The organism is Chamaesiphon sp., from assembly GCF_041737865.1.
Lineage (GTDB): Bacteria > Cyanobacteriota > Cyanobacteriia > Cyanobacteriales > Chamaesiphonaceae > Chamaesiphon.
On sequence record NZ_JBGSQZ010000176.1, the window covers coordinates 18884 to 34289 of the forward strand.

Below are 15406 nucleotides of genomic sequence, written 5' to 3' on the forward strand. Positions count from 1 at the left end.
TCACTTAGAATACCTGGAATCTAGTTGCTTGCAATCGGCAACATAGCGGTTAAAACTTGCTCGATTAACGGATCTGAAACTAGATCGTTTGTAAAATTTGACACTTCGTAAGCGATCTTTTTGGTGTTACCGATCTTGGTAGGCAGAATAAATACACCTTTGCCCGCGAGGACTTTTTTATCAGATTTTAGCGTCTTAATTATCGCTGCGATCTCGATCTTTGCTGGTAGCTTGATGGCTAAATCTGCTTTAGCAATGACGGCATCCTGACTGTGGGCTGCGGCGGCTGTCCACAGGTTCAATTTTACAGCCAGTTGTCCCGCAGCTACCATCCCCATCGCCACAGCTTCGCCATGATTGACGACTTGATACTTGGTGACACTCTCGATCGCATGACCGATCGTGTGTCCATAATTGAGAGTTGCCCGCAACCCAGTCAATTCATACTCATCTTTACTGACCACATCTGCCTTTGCTCTAGCCGATCGCGTTAAAATAGTAGCGAGGAGTTCGGAATTGACATCATCCTGTTTTAGTCCACTTGCGCCTTCGAGTAGCTCGAATAGTTCAGGATCGCCGATAATCGCATACTTGATGACTTCTGCCATTCCCGCGCGAAATTCTCGCTCTGGCAATGTTGCTAAAACTTGCGGATCTGTCAGCACCAAACGCGGTTGATGAAACGCACCGATCAGATTTTTCCCTTGGGGATGATTGACACCAGTTTTACCACCAATGGAGGAATCCACCATCGCGAGTAATGTCGTCGGTACCTGAACGACATTAATCCCCCGCAGCCACGTAGCCGCCGCAAAACCCGTCATATCCCCAATCACGCCACCACCCAAAGCAACTAGGGTAGAGGAGCGATCTAGCCCATGCTCTAGGGCAAAATCGTGGATGGTTTCGATCGATTTGAGTGTTTTGTACCGTTCGCCATCGGGTAATTCACAGTAAGATACCTGGAAGTTCGATCGCTCCAGTGCGGCGATCGTCTGCGCTCCATAGAGTTTGAATACGGCTGGATTGGATACCACCATTATCTTTTCCCCCAAGCCGAACTGATGGTCTTTGCGTTGCCATCGGAGAGCGCGACATTTTTCCCCCAATCGATCTAGATTTCCAGAGGCAATCGAGACTTCATAAGTATTTTCAGCTAGATCGACGACGATCGATTCCATAAATTTCGGAGGTGATGGGTAAAGTAGGATCTAATTGCAGACAGTAGGTAATTGAGGTATTTCTAGATCCTCAGAGCCTCAAAGCCTAATCCCTAACTTAAATTGTAGATGTCGAAGGCAAAGATCGGATCTCTAATTCGGCTGCCTGCTGTACTCTAGGCTCCAGTCAATGATTTAATAGTAATAGAATAGTTCTAAAGGAGGATAAATATATGTCTGGTGCGATCGCTTATTTAGGTTTTATCGGGATTATGTTCGTGATTGCGATGGGTCTGTTCTTTGGACTAAAATTTGCCAAAGTAATCTAGGCTCTGCCGACTAGTCAATTGTGGCTAGTCAATCGCTCTAATATCTATTCATATTACTACTTTCTCCCACATGAAATCCTACCTCGCTGCTGCTATTCAAATGACGAGTCGGCCGGATCTAGCGAAAAATCTAGCTACTGCTGAAGAATTAATCGAATTAGCCGTTCGTCGGGGTGCTGAATTAATTAGTCTGCCCGAAAATTTCGCTTTTTTAGGTACTGAAGAGAATAAAATCAGTCATGCTGAAGCGATCGCTACTCAAACTGAGAAATTTCTCAAAACAACCGCCCAGAAATTTCAAATTACCCTAGTCGGTGGTGGCTTTCCCGTTCCGGTTGGCACTGAGGGTAAAGTTTATAATACCGCGCTACTGGTCGGCCCCAACGGTGAGGAACTCAGTAGATATGAGAAGGCGCATTTGTTTGATGTCGATCTTCCCGATGGTAATACTTATCATGAATCGAGTACTGTCATGGCAGGGGTAAAGCTCCCCGATGTCTATCACTCGCCCCAGTTAGGCGGAATTGGTATGTCTGTTTGCTACGATGTCCGGTTTCCAGAGTTGTACCGCCATCTGTCAAAATTAGGTGCCGATGTGTTGTTTGTTCCCGCCGCTTTTACCGCATACACTGGCAAAGATCACTGGCAAGTTTTATTGCAAGCACGCGCGATCGAAAATAGCTGTTATGTCATCGCTCCAGCTCAAACTGGTACCCACTATGCCATGCGCCAAACTCACGGACACGCAATGATTATCGATCCTTGGGGAGTCATTTTAGCTGATGCTGGCGATCTACCTGGAGTCGCGATCGCCGAAATCAATCCTACTCGTCTAGATCGTGCGCGCGCTCAAATGCCTTCACTCCAACATCGAGTTTTTGCGTAGAGAAGTAATCTTAGTTGGTGCAATCGAGATCGAAAACCTCTAGATCTCGATGGCAAATCCAACATCCACACTGTGCCTAGCAGGCTAACGCCAACGGCTACGCAATGCCAAAGGCAAGGCTACGCCAACAGGGTAAGCAATCCAAAATCCAAAACCGAAATGACTGCTAATAACATTCAATTAATTAATATCGCTATCAGCCTGATCTTGGTAGTAATGACATTCTTATTTATCTTTCGGATCGTGCTAACGTGGTATCCACAGGTAGAGAGCCAAAAGTTACCATTTAGTCTTGTTGTTGCACCTACAGAACCTTTTTTAGCTCCTTCTCGCAAGCTAATTCCGCCAATTGGTGGAGTGGATATTACCCCGATTGTCTGGGTAGGAATTGTGAGTTTAATTCGGGAAGTTTTAGTCGGACAGCAAGGCATTATTACCATGCTAGGTAGCTAGTTATCGTCGAGTAAAAGTAACGACAAAATGAAGCTTTAGTAGTCTATGCCAGAGTTGTTGCCCGAATCAATTCTACAGCATCTCTACCGTCGGGATCTTGAAAATAGACCTTGATCTGTTCATCCCGTGCAGTAGGTAGCCTCTTGCCGACAAAATCGGGATGAATCGGTACTTGTCGATGACCTCGATCGATTAATACTGCTAGTAAAATGTGTTTAGGTCTACCATACTCATTGATAGCATTCATTGCTGCGCGGATGGTTCGACCTTGAAAGATCACATCATCTACTAAAATTACTGTCTTACCACTCAAGTCTACCGGAATCTCGGTTTTACCTGGCGTTCTTACGGCAATTAGATCGAGATCGTCACGATAGAAGGTAATATCTAGAGTCGCGACAGGTACTTTTACCCCTTCCAATACTTCCATCTGTTTTGCTAACATTCTGGTGAGGGGAACACCTTTTTTTTGAATTCCGACTAGCACTATCTGCGACAAATCTCGACAGCGTTCGTTAATCTCTGAAGCTAACCTGACGATCGTTCTCCGAATTTCATCAGCAGAAAGTATTTCAACGATGGGACTAGACATGTTAGGCAATGGTGAATAGTGATGGAATTCAACTTCTTGGACTCAGCGTAGCAGAGATATCACCGATCGACTGTTAACTGACTTACCTCCAGAATCAAAGTACAAATAGAAATTAGTAGTAGGGTGAAGCGAAATAAATTGTTAATTGCTACCTTAATTGTCTCTCCCAGTAGCAGCATCTGTAAAGGTAGTGAAATTGTCCTACCACTAACCCCCACTAAACCAGTCACTAAGCCAGTCGCATAACCTGTAAGGGGATTTGCTAATAGTCTCTGCCTTGTCGTGGCTGGTATGCTCGATTTAGTAGCAATCGATCGCATTGATGGGAGTAAAGCCTAGATCTACCACCAATCCCCAGGATTTTAGCTAGCCTCCCAGGCACCAAACCACCCAGTCTGAGCCTCAAATCAAAGGGTGCATTAACTCCTACTGATATTGCATAATATTAAGCTTATCTCGATCGCCGTAGCAACCGTCAGCCTTTTTGCCTAACCTAGATGAAGACGAGTTGAAAGTTGTTCCGGCTATTGCCAAGCAAAAGTTAAAAGTCGAAAGTTAAATCCCATCACTATTCCCTAACACCTAACACCTCTCTTATGGCATATCAGTGGTTTAAATCTTTTCATATTGTCGGGTTTACAGTTTGGTTTGCAGGATTGTTTTATCTAGTGCGGTTGTTTATTTATCATGTTGAGGCAAATGAGAAGCCCGAACCTGCACGAAGCATTCTCAAAGAGCAGTACCAAATCATGGAAAAGCGGCTCTATAGTATTATTACCACGCCTGGAATGTTGGTGACGATCGCGATGGCGATCGGGATTATTTCGACAGAGCCGGAGATTATTCATCAACGTTGGTTACATATTAAACTGGGGTTGGTAGCTTTATTAATCGGCTATCATTTCTACTGTAGAAGTTTGATGAAAAAACTTGCAGTAGATGAGTGTAAATGGAGCAGTCAACAGTTGCGGGGACTTAATGAATTACCGACGCTATTTTTAGTCGCGATCGTCCTATTAGCAATCTTTAAAGATAGTTTACCTACCGATTTAACTGGTTATGTAATCGTGGGATTGGTAGTGCTGATGGCTGCAACAATTCAACTCTATGCCCGTAAGCGTAGACTGGATGCTGAAAAGTTAGCACAAGTAGAAGTTTCGACTTCTGAAGTTGGCGTATGATTTCCAATCTGCTAACTTCAATAAATGATGGAGACGTTGTTAATAATATCTCTCGATCGATCCTAAATCGATCCCAAGGAGCGGGTAATGGTGCGTTACGGCTTTCGCCTACACACCCTACATGAAAATTAACCGATCGCTGAGGCTCCCTACATGAATGAATTTAGAGCAAAATATTTTTAGTGATATATACTTATTAATGCTAGTTAAATCAAATTATACATCCACAGATATTCAAGCAATATTTAATCGAATTGCACCAGTATACGATCGCATGAATAACGATCTGAGCTTAGGTATTCATTGGGTATGGAAACAGATGACAGTATCCTGGAGTGGAGCTACACCTGGAGATACTTGCTTAGATATCTGTTGTGGTAGTGGCGATATCACCCAACTGATGGCAAAACAAGTCGGAACTAAGGGTACAGTTATTGGTGCTGATTTTGCCCCCGCGCAACTAGAAAATGCCGCAGCCAGGATTGCTAATATTTATCCGCCACTAGATCGAATTGACTGGGTAGAAGCCGACGCACTAGATTTACCATTTGCAGATAATTATTTTGATGCAGCGACAATGGGTTATGGCTTGCGGAATGTCACAGATATTCCTAAATGTTTAGCAGAGTTACACCGAGTTTTAAAACCTGATGCTAAGATCGCAATTCTCGACTTCCATCGTCCCGATATTAACTTAATTCGTCGCTTTCAGCAATGGTATCTAGATGCGATCGTTGTCCCCAAAGCAACTGAATTGGGCATGATGGCTGAGTATGCTTATCTCAACCCTAGTCTAGACCGTTTTCCTAATGGTACAGAACAGGTAAAATTAGGGATTACGGCTGGGTTTAGTCATGCAACTCATTACCCGATCGCAGGTGGGATGATGGGTATATTAGTATTGACTAAATAGTTAACATTGAAAAGATCCCCGACTTCCTTTAAACGTTGGGGATATGAATATCGGGCTAATCGCTGTCAACTATCAACACTATGCCTACGGCAGGCTAACGCCAACGACTACGCTCAGTGCGAGCTGTCAACTATCAACTATCAACTATCAACTGTTTAATATATGCTCGATCGCATCTAGCTGTCTCTACTTCGGCGATCGATTGATAACCATTCGACTCATATAGTTTCACGGCTGCTGTGAGGACACTAGCGGTTTCAATCCGAATCTCTCGATAACCTCGATCGACGATCGCTTGTTCCAATTGCCCTAATAAATACTTGCCTAAGCCTTGCCCTCTGGCTTTCGGGTGCAAGTACATTTTCCGAATTTCTACCGCCTTCTTGCCGCGAAGATCTAGCTCAGATGTGTCGATCGAGCAGGGATAATAAGCACTCGTACCAACCAGATCGCCCTGTTCCTCAACTACCCAAAATTCACCCCCGCGATCGAGATAATAGTCCTCAACTGCCAATACATCGCGATCTGCACCAGTCGGCTCCCACCCCAATCCATATTCAGCCAGAGCGATCTCGATGACTTTTGCGGCAACTAGTCGATCTTTAGGTTGCCACGATCGGATCGTATAATTTTGATATTGTTTGAACATAAATTCCTTAGTTGTTACACACCACGATTCGGAAAAGCCGAGGCTCCGCCAACGACCAAATAGCCATCTTCCATATAAATAATCCGATCGGCAAGATCGAGAATCCGGTTGTCATGGGTCACTAATAGAATCGTACAACCCTGTTCTTTCGCCAGCTTCTCCATAATTTCCACTACATCTCGTCCCGATTTTTTATCTAATGCTGCTGTTGGTTCGTCGGCTAAGATAATTTTAGGCTGACTGACCAAAGCACGGGCGATCGCCACCCGTTGTTTTTGTCCGCCAGATAAGTCGCTCGGATAGTAGTCCAGGCGGTGGTCTAGACCTACTGCTGTCAACACCTGTCGAATCCGAAAATCGGCTTCAGCCGCAGTCACATCATGAATTTCCAATGCCATCTCGACATTTTGATAGGCGGTGAGGAAGTTCAATAGGTTGTGGGCTTGAAAAATATAACCAATGTCGCGACGGATCAGAGTCATCTGCTCTTTACTAGCGTTGGCTAACTCATTACCTAAAATGTTCAGATTTCCTTTCTGAACCGATCGCAAACTCCCCATCAGCGTTAACAATGTGGTCTTACCAGAACCCGATGGCCCAGTCATAATAATAATCTCGCCCCGATCGATTTGCAGATCGATGTCGAATAAAACCTGTTTTTGGAGCGAACCGTGACCGTAGTAATGATTCAAGCGATTAATGGCGATCGCAGCTTGAGTATTTGTCATGTTAGATGTTGACGACAATTGAGACATCTTTACCTCCTAAAAAATATCCGCAGGATCGGCAGTTTGGAGCTTCCTCACAGCGATTGCCGCAGAGGAAGCACTCATGATGGCAGTGAGGATAAAAACGAAAGCAACTCGACCCAAATCCATCGCCATCGGTAGCTTCGTGGCAATATTAGTAATCTGATAGATGCCCAATGCAATTGCCACACCTGGCATAAACGCCAGCACTGCCAGAATCAGCGACTCTTGGAAAACGACGATGAGCAGATAGCGATCGCGAAATCCCATCGCCTTGAGCGTGGCATATTCCGGCAAATGATCGGTCACATCGCTGTAGAGAATCTGATAGACAATTACCGCACCCACAATAAAGGCGATGACCACACCTAAATCGAAGGTATAACCAACGGGCGTACTCGCCTTCCAAAAAGAAACCTCCGCTTTTTCATAATCATCTCTGGTCATCACTTTGACATCATCGGGCAACCGCGATCGGATCTGGGTTAAAACCGTCTGCACATCTACCCCAGGCTTGAGCTTAATTACTCCCACATCAATTAATCCACCTTGACGATTGGCATCCATCCGCAAAAAGTTGACATCGCTCGTCACGAGGTAGGCATTGATCCCAAAAGTCGGGCTGAGATTAAACAAGCCCCGCACCTGCACTTGGCGGTTATTAATTTCGGTGATGACTGACTCTCCCGCCTCAAACCGTTGGGCGATCGGGCCAAATTCTTGGCGAGAACCCTGATTGAATAGGGCGGTATCCGGTTCGCGCAGTTTTTGACGGTTGGCTTCGACACCAGGGATATTCAAGACCTGATGTTCGGGGTTGATGCCGATCGCGTAAATACTCCAGATCTCTTTGTTGTAGGGATTGCGCCACTGAATGGCATTGAGATAGATCGGACTGACGGAGGCGACACCCGCTATACCTGCTGCCTGATACAGCCGCCGCTCGGTAAACCTGTCGAGGGAAATCAACGCGCGCGATCGACTGCTCGTCATCACGATTTCACCGTTGAGGCTATGGTGAAATTCCACCGCGCTACTAAATAATGCGCCCTGAAAGCCCATTTGCAGAAACATCAGCACATCGGCAAAGCTAATCCCCGCGATCGCCACCAGCAGCTTCGTCCGTTCTTTGCGTAACTGTAGCCATGACAGAAACAGCGGTTTCTTCTTTTTGCCAACCTTATGCTGTTGCTCTCGATCGACCGTCTCGTCCCGAATCATCTGCGCCATAATATTCCCTCAAGATTTGACATCGATCGATACTTGAATACTCAAATTAGTCAGACCTGCCACCCGACGGCTAGCAGCTTCATCCAACAACACTTTCACCTCCACCACCCGTGCATCAAACTTGGCGGCTGGATCGGTATTTAAGACATCTTTTTTGTTAATTTCTAGCCCAACTTCGACAACTTTGCCTTGCAGCACATCAGAGAAAGCGTTGTTCTTGCTAGTAACAGTTGCCTTCTGTCCCGATCGAATCCGGCTGAGATCTGATTCATAAACTTCTGCTACAGCTACCATCCGATCGGTTTGTCCCAGACTGATGATGCCGTCATTCCCAACACGTTCGCCAGCACGAGTATGGATTTTGAGGACTTTTCCATCCTGGGGCGATCGCACTATTGCCGCATCTAGATTTGCCTGGGCTTGAGCTACATTCGCTTGGGCTTGAGCAACCTGAGATCGAGCGACTGTGACATCCACCGGACGCACCTCGGCAATTTTATTGAGGGTAAATTGACTTTCCTTTACCTGTTGCTGCATCGATGTTTCAATCTTTCGCAAATTAGCTTTGGCTTCATTAATTTGCTGTTGTCCCGATGTTTGAATCCGACGTAAGTTAGCTTTGGCTTCATTTATTTGCTGCTTGCCAGAATCGGTAATCCGATTCAAATTAGCTTTAGCTTGATTGACTTTTTGCTGGGCTGTCTGGGCGGTTAACCGTTTGCTATCCCGAATCGATGCCGTAACTACACCCTGTTGATACAAGGTTTCATAGCGTTTGTACTCCAACTGCGCGTTATCGAGTCCTGCTTGTGATTCGGCGATCGCTGCCTGCTGTGCGTCGATTTGGGTCGCTGTTTCGGCAATGACTTTGGCTACTGTCGCCTGCTGTGATGCGGTTTGCGTATTTGTCTCTGCGACTACTCTGGCAAGTGTCGCTTGCTGGGCGGCTGTCTGGGTGTCCCGTTCGGCTTGAAACCTGCCGATCGTCGCCTGCTGCGCTTGAATCTCGCCCTGTTTGGCTCCAGCTTCCACTTGAGCTAACTTCGATCGGGCAACTCCTAGCTCTTCTTGTGACGATCGCACCGCCGACTGACGACGTGCATAAGTATCCAAAACCGCGATCGTGTCCCCTTGCCGAATCGATCGACCGTGAATGACTTTGAGGCTTTCCACTCGCGCACCTTCTGCGGCAGTAGGTGCAAATACATGGATCGTCGTCCCTTCTGGTTCCAATCGTCCCAGCGCAGAGACTGTTTCCACCAGTGGCTTGGCAGCTACCGCGATCGATTGTGGCACTGGCGGACTAAGCCACATCCGATAAGCTACACCACCGCCAGCAATCAACAGACCACCTACACCCAGCATTATGCCCCACTGGGGCGATCGCCATTTCGCTTTTCGATCGATATCGTTCATACCTTTTTGTAATAATTTTTGGTCGATCTGCTGTTCGGATGTAGACTCCCAGGCGTTCTACAAGGCTGCTAGTTGTTCGGCAATTACTTTGGCATTAATTTCATCGGTCTTTGCCGCTTGCCAATAAAGATCGAGCTTTTTATATTTACCGATGAGATCCGGCTGCCCGAAAATCGACACCATCAAACTGACTATATTGATTACGGGCACGAGCGCACAATCAGCGATCGACGGTCGATCGCCCACAGCCCAGGGATCGCCGCTCAGATAATGTTCGATATAGGACAATCCCCGATCGATAACTTCAAATTCTGTTTTTACCACTTCCTTGTTACGGTTAGCTGGATCTCGCAACCCTCTTAAAGTAAAGATGGAGGGTCGAATGTGAAAATCTGGGATGCGGAGGAACAAACGGGCATGAGCCAACTCCAGCGGATCGAACGGACGTAAAGATGGTACTGGAAAGACATCTTCTAGATATTCCAAGATCGTTGCCGATTCTGGAACTGCCACTCCAGAGTCCAGCACCAGCGTCGGAATCTGACCCATCGGGTTCAGAGCTAAATACATGTCACTTTTGATGCCGCCTGCGGGTGGTGGGACGATCTCAATCGGTAGATCCTTGCGATAGATGGATAAACGGACACGCGCGGCAAAGGGTGAAAGCGGCACACTATATAGTTTCATCAGATTAATCCTTAGATTGTGGATTTGCCAACTTTGAGGGGAACAGACGACTCGATCGGGATTCATCAGCAAGGCGACAGCCACCCGCGCCATATTTTTGTTAGATACATAGTCATGTATTCAAATTCATGTATTCAAAAAATTGAACACATGACTATGTTATAATCGAGGTATCAGATTTGTCAAGTAAGTTTTTGGCTATGGCACTCAAGCACACAATCCTGGCATTCCTGTCTCGTCAGCCTCTGAGCGGCTACGACGTGGCGAAAGAGTTTGCCGAGGGGTTTGGCAGTTGTTTCTGGAAAGCAAGTCAGCAGCAAGTTTATGCTGAACTCACGAAGCTAGAACAGCAGGGCAGCGTGAGCTACGAGGCGATTCCCCAACCAGGACGACTCGATAAAAAGATTTATTCCATCACTGAGCAGGGACATCAAGAACTACTCGATTGGTTAACAAAGCCTTGTGAACCCGCTGCCATTCGTGAAGATTTAGGCGTGATGGGATTGGCAGGTCATCTCGTTCCATCTCAAGTGGTTCTCCGCGAAATTGAGCGACGGCGACAGCTACACGTTGAGATGGTACAGCACGTCAAGAAATTAGATGAGCATTTTTCCCAGCATCTTGATTCGCTAAACCTGAAAGATATTTATATGCACTTAGTCATTCGGCGCGGCATTCGGTATCAAGAAGAGTGGGTCGCTTGGTGTGACGAGGCGATTGGGGCGATCGAGCAGGCTGTAAAACGTCAGGCAATCGAGCAGGATCGATCCTCCCGTTGACAATCTCACAAGATGAATAGATGAACCATGCCGATGTTTTGACAAAACTGTAATTTAAGCCTTAATGCTGTTGCTGACAGTTATAAATCACAGACGATCCGAGCTAGAACACCCTACCCCTTCCTGAATAAATTTAGGCTGACAACCTCCATTTATGCAGCCATTCTCGGTCTGATGTTCGTAGCACTGAGTATCCGCACACTTCTGCTCAGAAGGCAGCTCCGTGTAGCGATCGGCGACGGAGATCAGCCCCTGCTGGCAAGAGCCATTCGCGTTCATGCAAACTTCGCAGAATATGTCCCGCTTTCACTCTTATTGCTCTACTTTCTAGAAGCCCAGACACGGATAAACCTTTTGATTCACCTTTTAGGTAGTGCCCTAACGATCGGACGGATTGCCCATGCGATCGGGGTTCGCCAAGTCAAAGAAAACTTTCGCGATCGAGTCATCGGGATAGTCATCACGTTTACAGTGATTATCTCTGCATCACTTGGATTAATCATTAGTTATGCTTTTCATCTACTTAGTCCTTATTCCTGAACTTAACTGTGAATTCTTGGTTCGGGATAGAGTGTAGAGAGTAACTCACTTTCGACGATCGCGAGTTCGGCGAGACGGGATTGGACGATCGATCGATCGTAATAAGTATCTGCAAGTAACCAATAGATACCAAAATGACGGGCTTCTGATGCCATCAAACTGAGGTAGAATGCGGCTAATTTCGGATCGGGGAGATGGGTACCGAGCAATCCCAGTCGCTCGTGAGAACGCGCTTCAATCAATCCGCAAATTAACAGTGAATCTAACCTTCGGTGCGGTTCTTGAGTGCGGATCTGACTCATCAATCCCTTCCCATAAGGTGGCGCATTCAGCGGTGCGAGGGGAATACCGCGCTGTTCGAGAATCTGATTGACTTGCTCGAAATGCTCTAACTCTTCTCGTGCAATTGCCGTTAATTGACGAACTAGTTTCTGGCTGGATGGATAGCGGAACATCATATTTACAGCGGTTCCTGCTGCTTTGCGCTCACAGTGAGAGTGATCGAGCAAGATGGTATCGACATTCCCCAAAGCTTGTTCCAGCCAAGCGGCTGAGGTGGGTTGACACAAAGCATTAATAGTCGGTTTGGTAGTTGCGATCATCAGATCTGGATTAATGTGAATTCGGGATAAGCAAAGAAGCAACAAAGGTAGTCTGAAAGCACCAACTAACCTGGATTGCCTTATGCCTAGTGTAGAAGAACTATTTTGCTCCGTCGATGATTTCTACCAATTTGAACATTAGTGGCAAATCCGATCGTAGCAGAAGCAGTCAACAAGTCCGGTTCGGCATTAACATTTTGGGAGCATTTGCGATTTGGGTTGCCATTGACGATCGCAACCCTAACCTTGACTTACTGCTGGTTTTACTGACATCTACATCATAACTTACTCGATCGAATAGACCTATTGCGAAAGTAAAAACATCATCTTTTTTAGTATTGTTTTCATCTATAGTTTCCCCTAAAGCCTAAAGCCTAGAGCCTGACTTTCGCAGGAAGTCTATTGGATACGTTCGCCATCGATCGCAAATAAATATAACCGATCGAGATCGACACTTCGAGATCGACACTTAAAGTTAGCTGATGACCTACTTGAATCGTCTGTGATGAAGCAACGCGAGCAGTTAAAATCGAACTATCCTAACGATCGGTATTTCTCGCCAATTCACCAGAGCGATCCTCGTCTGTGTCAATTTTATCAATTGGGGCTGTGGCATAGATAATCATCTCATGACCCAGTGCTTCGATAGTTTTCACTTCAACTAAAATTGAGTTATCGGTGTCAGTGTGGGCAACAGTAAAAGCTTCTGGACGTAACCCCACGAGCATCAGCTCCTCCTGGGGAAAATCCTGTTCTAGCTGTGGGTATCGTTGGAGCAGCAATTCCAAATTCAGAACGAGTCTAGGTCATTTCAGCTATGGTATAAAAGTCAGTCGCACTGTAGTGGCGTTCTGAGCATTGTTGAACCGCTTAATTTGTTGCTCTAGCACCGCCCGTTCGGCTGCTTGACCTGAATGTGCCCAGACTCGAAGGATACCTTGGCGATGCTGGTTTTGAGAGGCTTTGTTGGGGCGATCGCAGCTAGTCTGATATAGCAGTAGTGGTGCTAGAATACCTAGCAGTCTAACCGATCGAGTCTTACTCATAGGTTATTTTGGGATATTTGAGATCGGACACAATCGCTGGCGGTAATAGCACCAAGTAAATATCTTTAACTCGTTGGCGGAGTATCTCCGGTCAGAGACATTGACGTTATTTAGCTTGGTTGTTGCTAGATCGATAAATAGTGAAGATCTAATTACTCTAATTACCGCATCCTTAACAGTGGGAATAGATATTCATTTTGGCTGACTACTTCTAGATTAACAATATTTCGATCGAGTGATGTAAATTATGCTGGCTCGATCAAGAATAGAACATCACTTAGTTATCCAATCTCCTAAAACATGAGAACGAGTAGTACTAGCCACGCATCCGAACTAAATCCACCCGAAAATATCACGCCATCGATCGGTACGACTATCAATGGTATATTAATTTTATTACCTTTAACTTTAATCCTTCTGGGTCTTTTTTCAGGTGTGATTAATCCCTGATTGGACTAAATCGCCCCCAATTTCTTCAAGAAATCGGGGGCGATATTTTTGGGTCTATAGTGGCCGATAAGCCCGATAATTAATACTGGGAAAAATATTGTCCATCGTTTCGACTTTTTCCAGCCAGCCACTATCGACTTTCCGATCTTTTAGTTCGTCATAAAGTTTGTGGAAGCGGACGAGGTGCGATCGAGTGCGGCGAATCGCATATGGTACCATCGTCCCAGTCCGCATGATAAATGCCCAGTCGGAAGATTGCGCCAAGAGTAATTCTCGTGCAGCTTGGTTGAGCGCGCGCCATTGCAATTCATCCTCTGGCTCCATCCGCGCCAATTCGATCATCCGTTCGGCACCTTTATGGAGGTGAGGATAAACCCAAGCATTAGTTTCATTCAACCAGTACTCGTGAAAACCTTTATACCCCCAACTAGATTGGGATGGGCGACACACTTGCTGGGTAGGTTGAGCGCGGAGATAGTCCGCCAAGTGAGTCATCTGATAGGTTTGTTGATCGTGCCAAGATTTGCGGAAAAAGAAATCGATGAACCAAGGCCCTTCATACCACCAGTGACCGAATAATTCGGCATCATAAGGCGAGACAATCAGCGGCGGACGTGGCATCATCCCCGCGACATTAGTCACCTGTTGCTGGCGATTGAACATGAAATTCTGAGCGTGATCCGCTGCCTTTTCTTTCGCCCAATATGGATCGTAGAGAGCTTTCTCACCACCAGTTTTCGAGGTAATCTTGTGATATTTGATCCCAATATTTTTCCGTTGACCATTGGGCATGATGTACGGCTTGATATAGTCGTAATCAGCATCCCAACCTAAATCCTTATAAAATTCCCGATACTCTGGTGCGCCAGGATATCCCACCATCGACGACCACACTTGCTGAGAAGACTCCTGATCTCGTCCGAATGCGGCTACCCCTGTTTCGGTAAAGATCGGCGCGTAGTTGCCAAATCGCGGACGAGGACGCGCATACATAATCCCGTGTCCATCCATCAAGAAATAGCGCAACCCAGCATCCGCCAGCATCCGCTCCAAGCCTTCATAGTAGGCACATTCTGGCAACCAAATCCCTTTGGGAGCGCGACCAAAATTTTCTTCATAATGTTCGCACGCGACGCGAATTTGTGCCCATACTGCTTCGGGGTACATTTTCATCAACGGTAAATAACCGTGAGTCGCACCACAGGTAATGATTTCGAGGTTATTACTGTCGAGAAATCCCTTGAAAGCCCCGATCAAATCTCGATCGTGTCGTTCCCAAGTTTTGCGAATGGCGGCAAATTCTTTGACATAATACTCTGCTAAATACTTAATATGCCCATTGTGTTCGTTGCTGTCGATCTCTTTTTGGGCTAATTCTTCCAATTTGGCGAGATGTTCGTCATATCGCTCTTGGAGCAAGGGATCGCGCAGCATCGACACCAACGGCGGAGTCATACTCATGGTAATTTTGAAATCGATCCCATCCCGTTTTAATCCCTCAAAAACGTGGAGTAGGGGAATGTATGTTTCGGTAATGGCTTCATATAGCCACTCTTCTTCAAGCACGAAATCGCTTTCAGGATGGCGAACAAAGGGGAGATGAGCGTGTAAGACTAACGCAACATAACCGAGCGGAGTACTCATAGGGATAGCATGTGGGAACAGGAAATGGTAGATAGCAAGACACTACCGTTAATCTTATTTTAAGCTTTGCATCCTCTTTTATTTGTTACTTGTTATTTAT

At 46.1% G+C, this 15406-nt stretch carries 18 protein-coding genes and 1 pseudogene; 8 read left to right on the plus strand and 11 right to left on the minus strand.

Annotation, left to right across the window (positions count from 1 at the left end):
• Positions 1 to 20 precede the first annotated feature (20 nt).
• Positions 21 to 1181 (minus strand): 3-dehydroquinate synthase, encoded by a 1161-nt coding sequence (gene aroB / locus ACEW9J_RS13260; protein ID WP_373545589.1) that lies wholly within the window; start codon positions 1179 to 1181, stop codon positions 21 to 23.
• Between the two features lie 212 nt (positions 1182 to 1393).
• Between aroB and ACEW9J_RS13265 the strand changes: the two genes are divergently transcribed.
• The 3 genes from ACEW9J_RS13265 (at position 1394) to ACEW9J_RS13275 (ending at position 2828) form a co-directional block, all read left to right on the plus strand.
• Positions 1394 to 1489, plus strand: a complete 96-nt coding sequence (locus tag ACEW9J_RS13265; RefSeq protein ID WP_373545590.1) for a cytochrome b6-f complex subunit PetL — start codon at positions 1394 to 1396, stop codon at positions 1487 to 1489.
• A 70-nt stretch (positions 1490 to 1559) separates the two neighbouring features.
• Positions 1560 to 2375 carry a carbon-nitrogen hydrolase family protein gene (locus ACEW9J_RS13270; RefSeq protein WP_373545591.1) on the plus strand — a complete coding sequence of 272 codons (816 nt, stop codon included), beginning with the start codon at positions 1560 to 1562 and terminating at the stop codon, positions 2373 to 2375.
• Between the two features lie 159 nt (positions 2376 to 2534).
• Complete coding sequence (locus ACEW9J_RS13275) at positions 2535 to 2828, plus strand: YggT family protein (protein ID WP_373545592.1); 294 nt, start codon at positions 2535 to 2537, stop codon at positions 2826 to 2828.
• A gap of 43 nt (positions 2829 to 2871) precedes the next feature.
• On the opposite strand, the gene pyrR is transcribed toward ACEW9J_RS13275, so the two are convergent.
• Entirely contained in the window at positions 2872 to 3420 is a 549-nt protein-coding gene (gene pyrR / locus ACEW9J_RS13280; RefSeq protein WP_373545593.1) for a bifunctional pyr operon transcriptional regulator/uracil phosphoribosyltransferase PyrR, read from the minus strand.
• A 596-nt stretch (positions 3421 to 4016) separates the two neighbouring features.
• On the opposite strand from pyrR, the gene hemJ reads away from it, so the two are divergent.
• Together hemJ and ubiE are read left to right on the plus strand one after the other, a co-directional pair.
• Complete coding sequence (gene hemJ, locus ACEW9J_RS13285; RefSeq protein WP_373545594.1) at positions 4017 to 4601, plus strand: protoporphyrinogen oxidase HemJ; 585 nt, start codon at positions 4017 to 4019, stop codon at positions 4599 to 4601.
• A 199-nt stretch (positions 4602 to 4800) separates the two neighbouring features.
• Positions 4801 to 5514, plus strand: coding sequence for a bifunctional demethylmenaquinone methyltransferase/2-methoxy-6-polyprenyl-1,4-benzoquinol methylase UbiE (ubiE, locus tag ACEW9J_RS13290; protein ID WP_373545595.1), 714 nt, complete (start codon positions 4801 to 4803; stop codon positions 5512 to 5514).
• Between the two features lie 133 nt (positions 5515 to 5647).
• On the opposite strand, the gene ACEW9J_RS13295 is transcribed toward ubiE, so the two are convergent.
• Genes ACEW9J_RS13295 through ACEW9J_RS13315 form a run of 5 tightly spaced genes read right to left on the minus strand, consistent with a single transcriptional unit; the run spans position 5648 to position 10338 of the window.
• On the minus strand, positions 5648 to 6163 hold the full coding sequence (locus tag ACEW9J_RS13295) for a GNAT family N-acetyltransferase (RefSeq protein WP_373545596.1): 516 nt from the start codon (positions 6161 to 6163) through the stop codon (positions 5648 to 5650).
• 14 nt (positions 6164 to 6177) lie between these two features.
• On the minus strand, positions 6178 to 6891 hold the full coding sequence (locus ACEW9J_RS13300) for a DevA family ABC transporter ATP-binding protein (RefSeq protein WP_373545597.1): 714 nt from the start codon (positions 6889 to 6891) through the stop codon (positions 6178 to 6180).
• Positions 6892 to 6927: 36 nt separating this feature from the next.
• Positions 6928 to 8133: an ABC transporter permease DevC gene (gene devC / locus ACEW9J_RS13305; protein WP_373545618.1), complete on the minus strand. Its 1206-nt coding sequence runs from the start codon at positions 8131 to 8133 to the stop codon at positions 6928 to 6930.
• An 18-nt stretch (positions 8134 to 8151) separates the two neighbouring features.
• On the minus strand, positions 8152 to 9558 hold the full coding sequence (locus ACEW9J_RS13310; protein WP_373545598.1) for an HlyD family efflux transporter periplasmic adaptor subunit: 1407 nt from the start codon (positions 9556 to 9558) through the stop codon (positions 8152 to 8154).
• A gap of 57 nt (positions 9559 to 9615) precedes the next feature.
• Positions 9616 to 10338: a glutathione S-transferase family protein gene (locus ACEW9J_RS13315; RefSeq protein WP_373545599.1), complete on the minus strand. Its 723-nt coding sequence runs from the start codon at positions 10336 to 10338 to the stop codon at positions 9616 to 9618.
• A 107-nt stretch (positions 10339 to 10445) separates the two neighbouring features.
• Between ACEW9J_RS13315 and ACEW9J_RS13320 the strand changes: the two genes are divergently transcribed.
• Both ACEW9J_RS13320 and ACEW9J_RS13325 read left to right on the plus strand, forming a co-directional pair.
• Positions 10446 to 11024, plus strand: a complete 579-nt coding sequence (locus ACEW9J_RS13320; RefSeq protein ID WP_373545600.1) for a PadR family transcriptional regulator — start codon at positions 10446 to 10448, stop codon at positions 11022 to 11024.
• Positions 11025 to 11186: 162 nt separating this feature from the next.
• A complete protein-coding gene (locus ACEW9J_RS13325) occupies positions 11187 to 11564 on the plus strand; it encodes an MAPEG family protein (RefSeq protein WP_373545619.1) in 378 nt (125 codons plus the stop codon).
• A gap of 2 nt (positions 11565 to 11566) precedes the next feature.
• Here the strand turns inward: ACEW9J_RS13325 and ACEW9J_RS13330 are convergent, their stop codons facing one another.
• Positions 11567 to 12166: a tRNA-(ms[2]io[6]A)-hydroxylase gene (locus ACEW9J_RS13330; RefSeq protein WP_373545601.1), complete on the minus strand. Its 600-nt coding sequence runs from the start codon at positions 12164 to 12166 to the stop codon at positions 11567 to 11569.
• 141 nt (positions 12167 to 12307) lie between these two features.
• Here ACEW9J_RS13330 and ACEW9J_RS13335 point away from each other — a divergent pair.
• Positions 12308 to 12436, plus strand: a pseudogene (locus tag ACEW9J_RS13335) (anion transporter); the annotation flags it as partial.
• Between the two features lie 269 nt (positions 12437 to 12705).
• Here ACEW9J_RS13335 and ACEW9J_RS13340 read toward each other — a convergent pair.
• The 3 genes from ACEW9J_RS13340 to ACEW9J_RS13350 form a co-directional block, all read right to left on the minus strand.
• On the minus strand, positions 12706 to 12948 hold the full coding sequence (locus tag ACEW9J_RS13340; protein WP_373545602.1) for a hypothetical protein: 243 nt from the start codon (positions 12946 to 12948) through the stop codon (positions 12706 to 12708).
• A 33-nt stretch (positions 12949 to 12981) separates the two neighbouring features.
• Positions 12982 to 13212 (minus strand): hypothetical protein, encoded by a 231-nt coding sequence (locus ACEW9J_RS13345; RefSeq protein ID WP_373545603.1) that lies wholly within the window; start codon positions 13210 to 13212, stop codon positions 12982 to 12984.
• Positions 13213 to 13716: 504 nt separating this feature from the next.
• On the minus strand, positions 13717 to 15306 hold the full coding sequence (locus ACEW9J_RS13350) for a glycoside hydrolase family 57 protein (RefSeq protein WP_373545604.1): 1590 nt from the start codon (positions 15304 to 15306) through the stop codon (positions 13717 to 13719).
• Positions 15307 to 15406 lie beyond the last annotated feature (100 nt).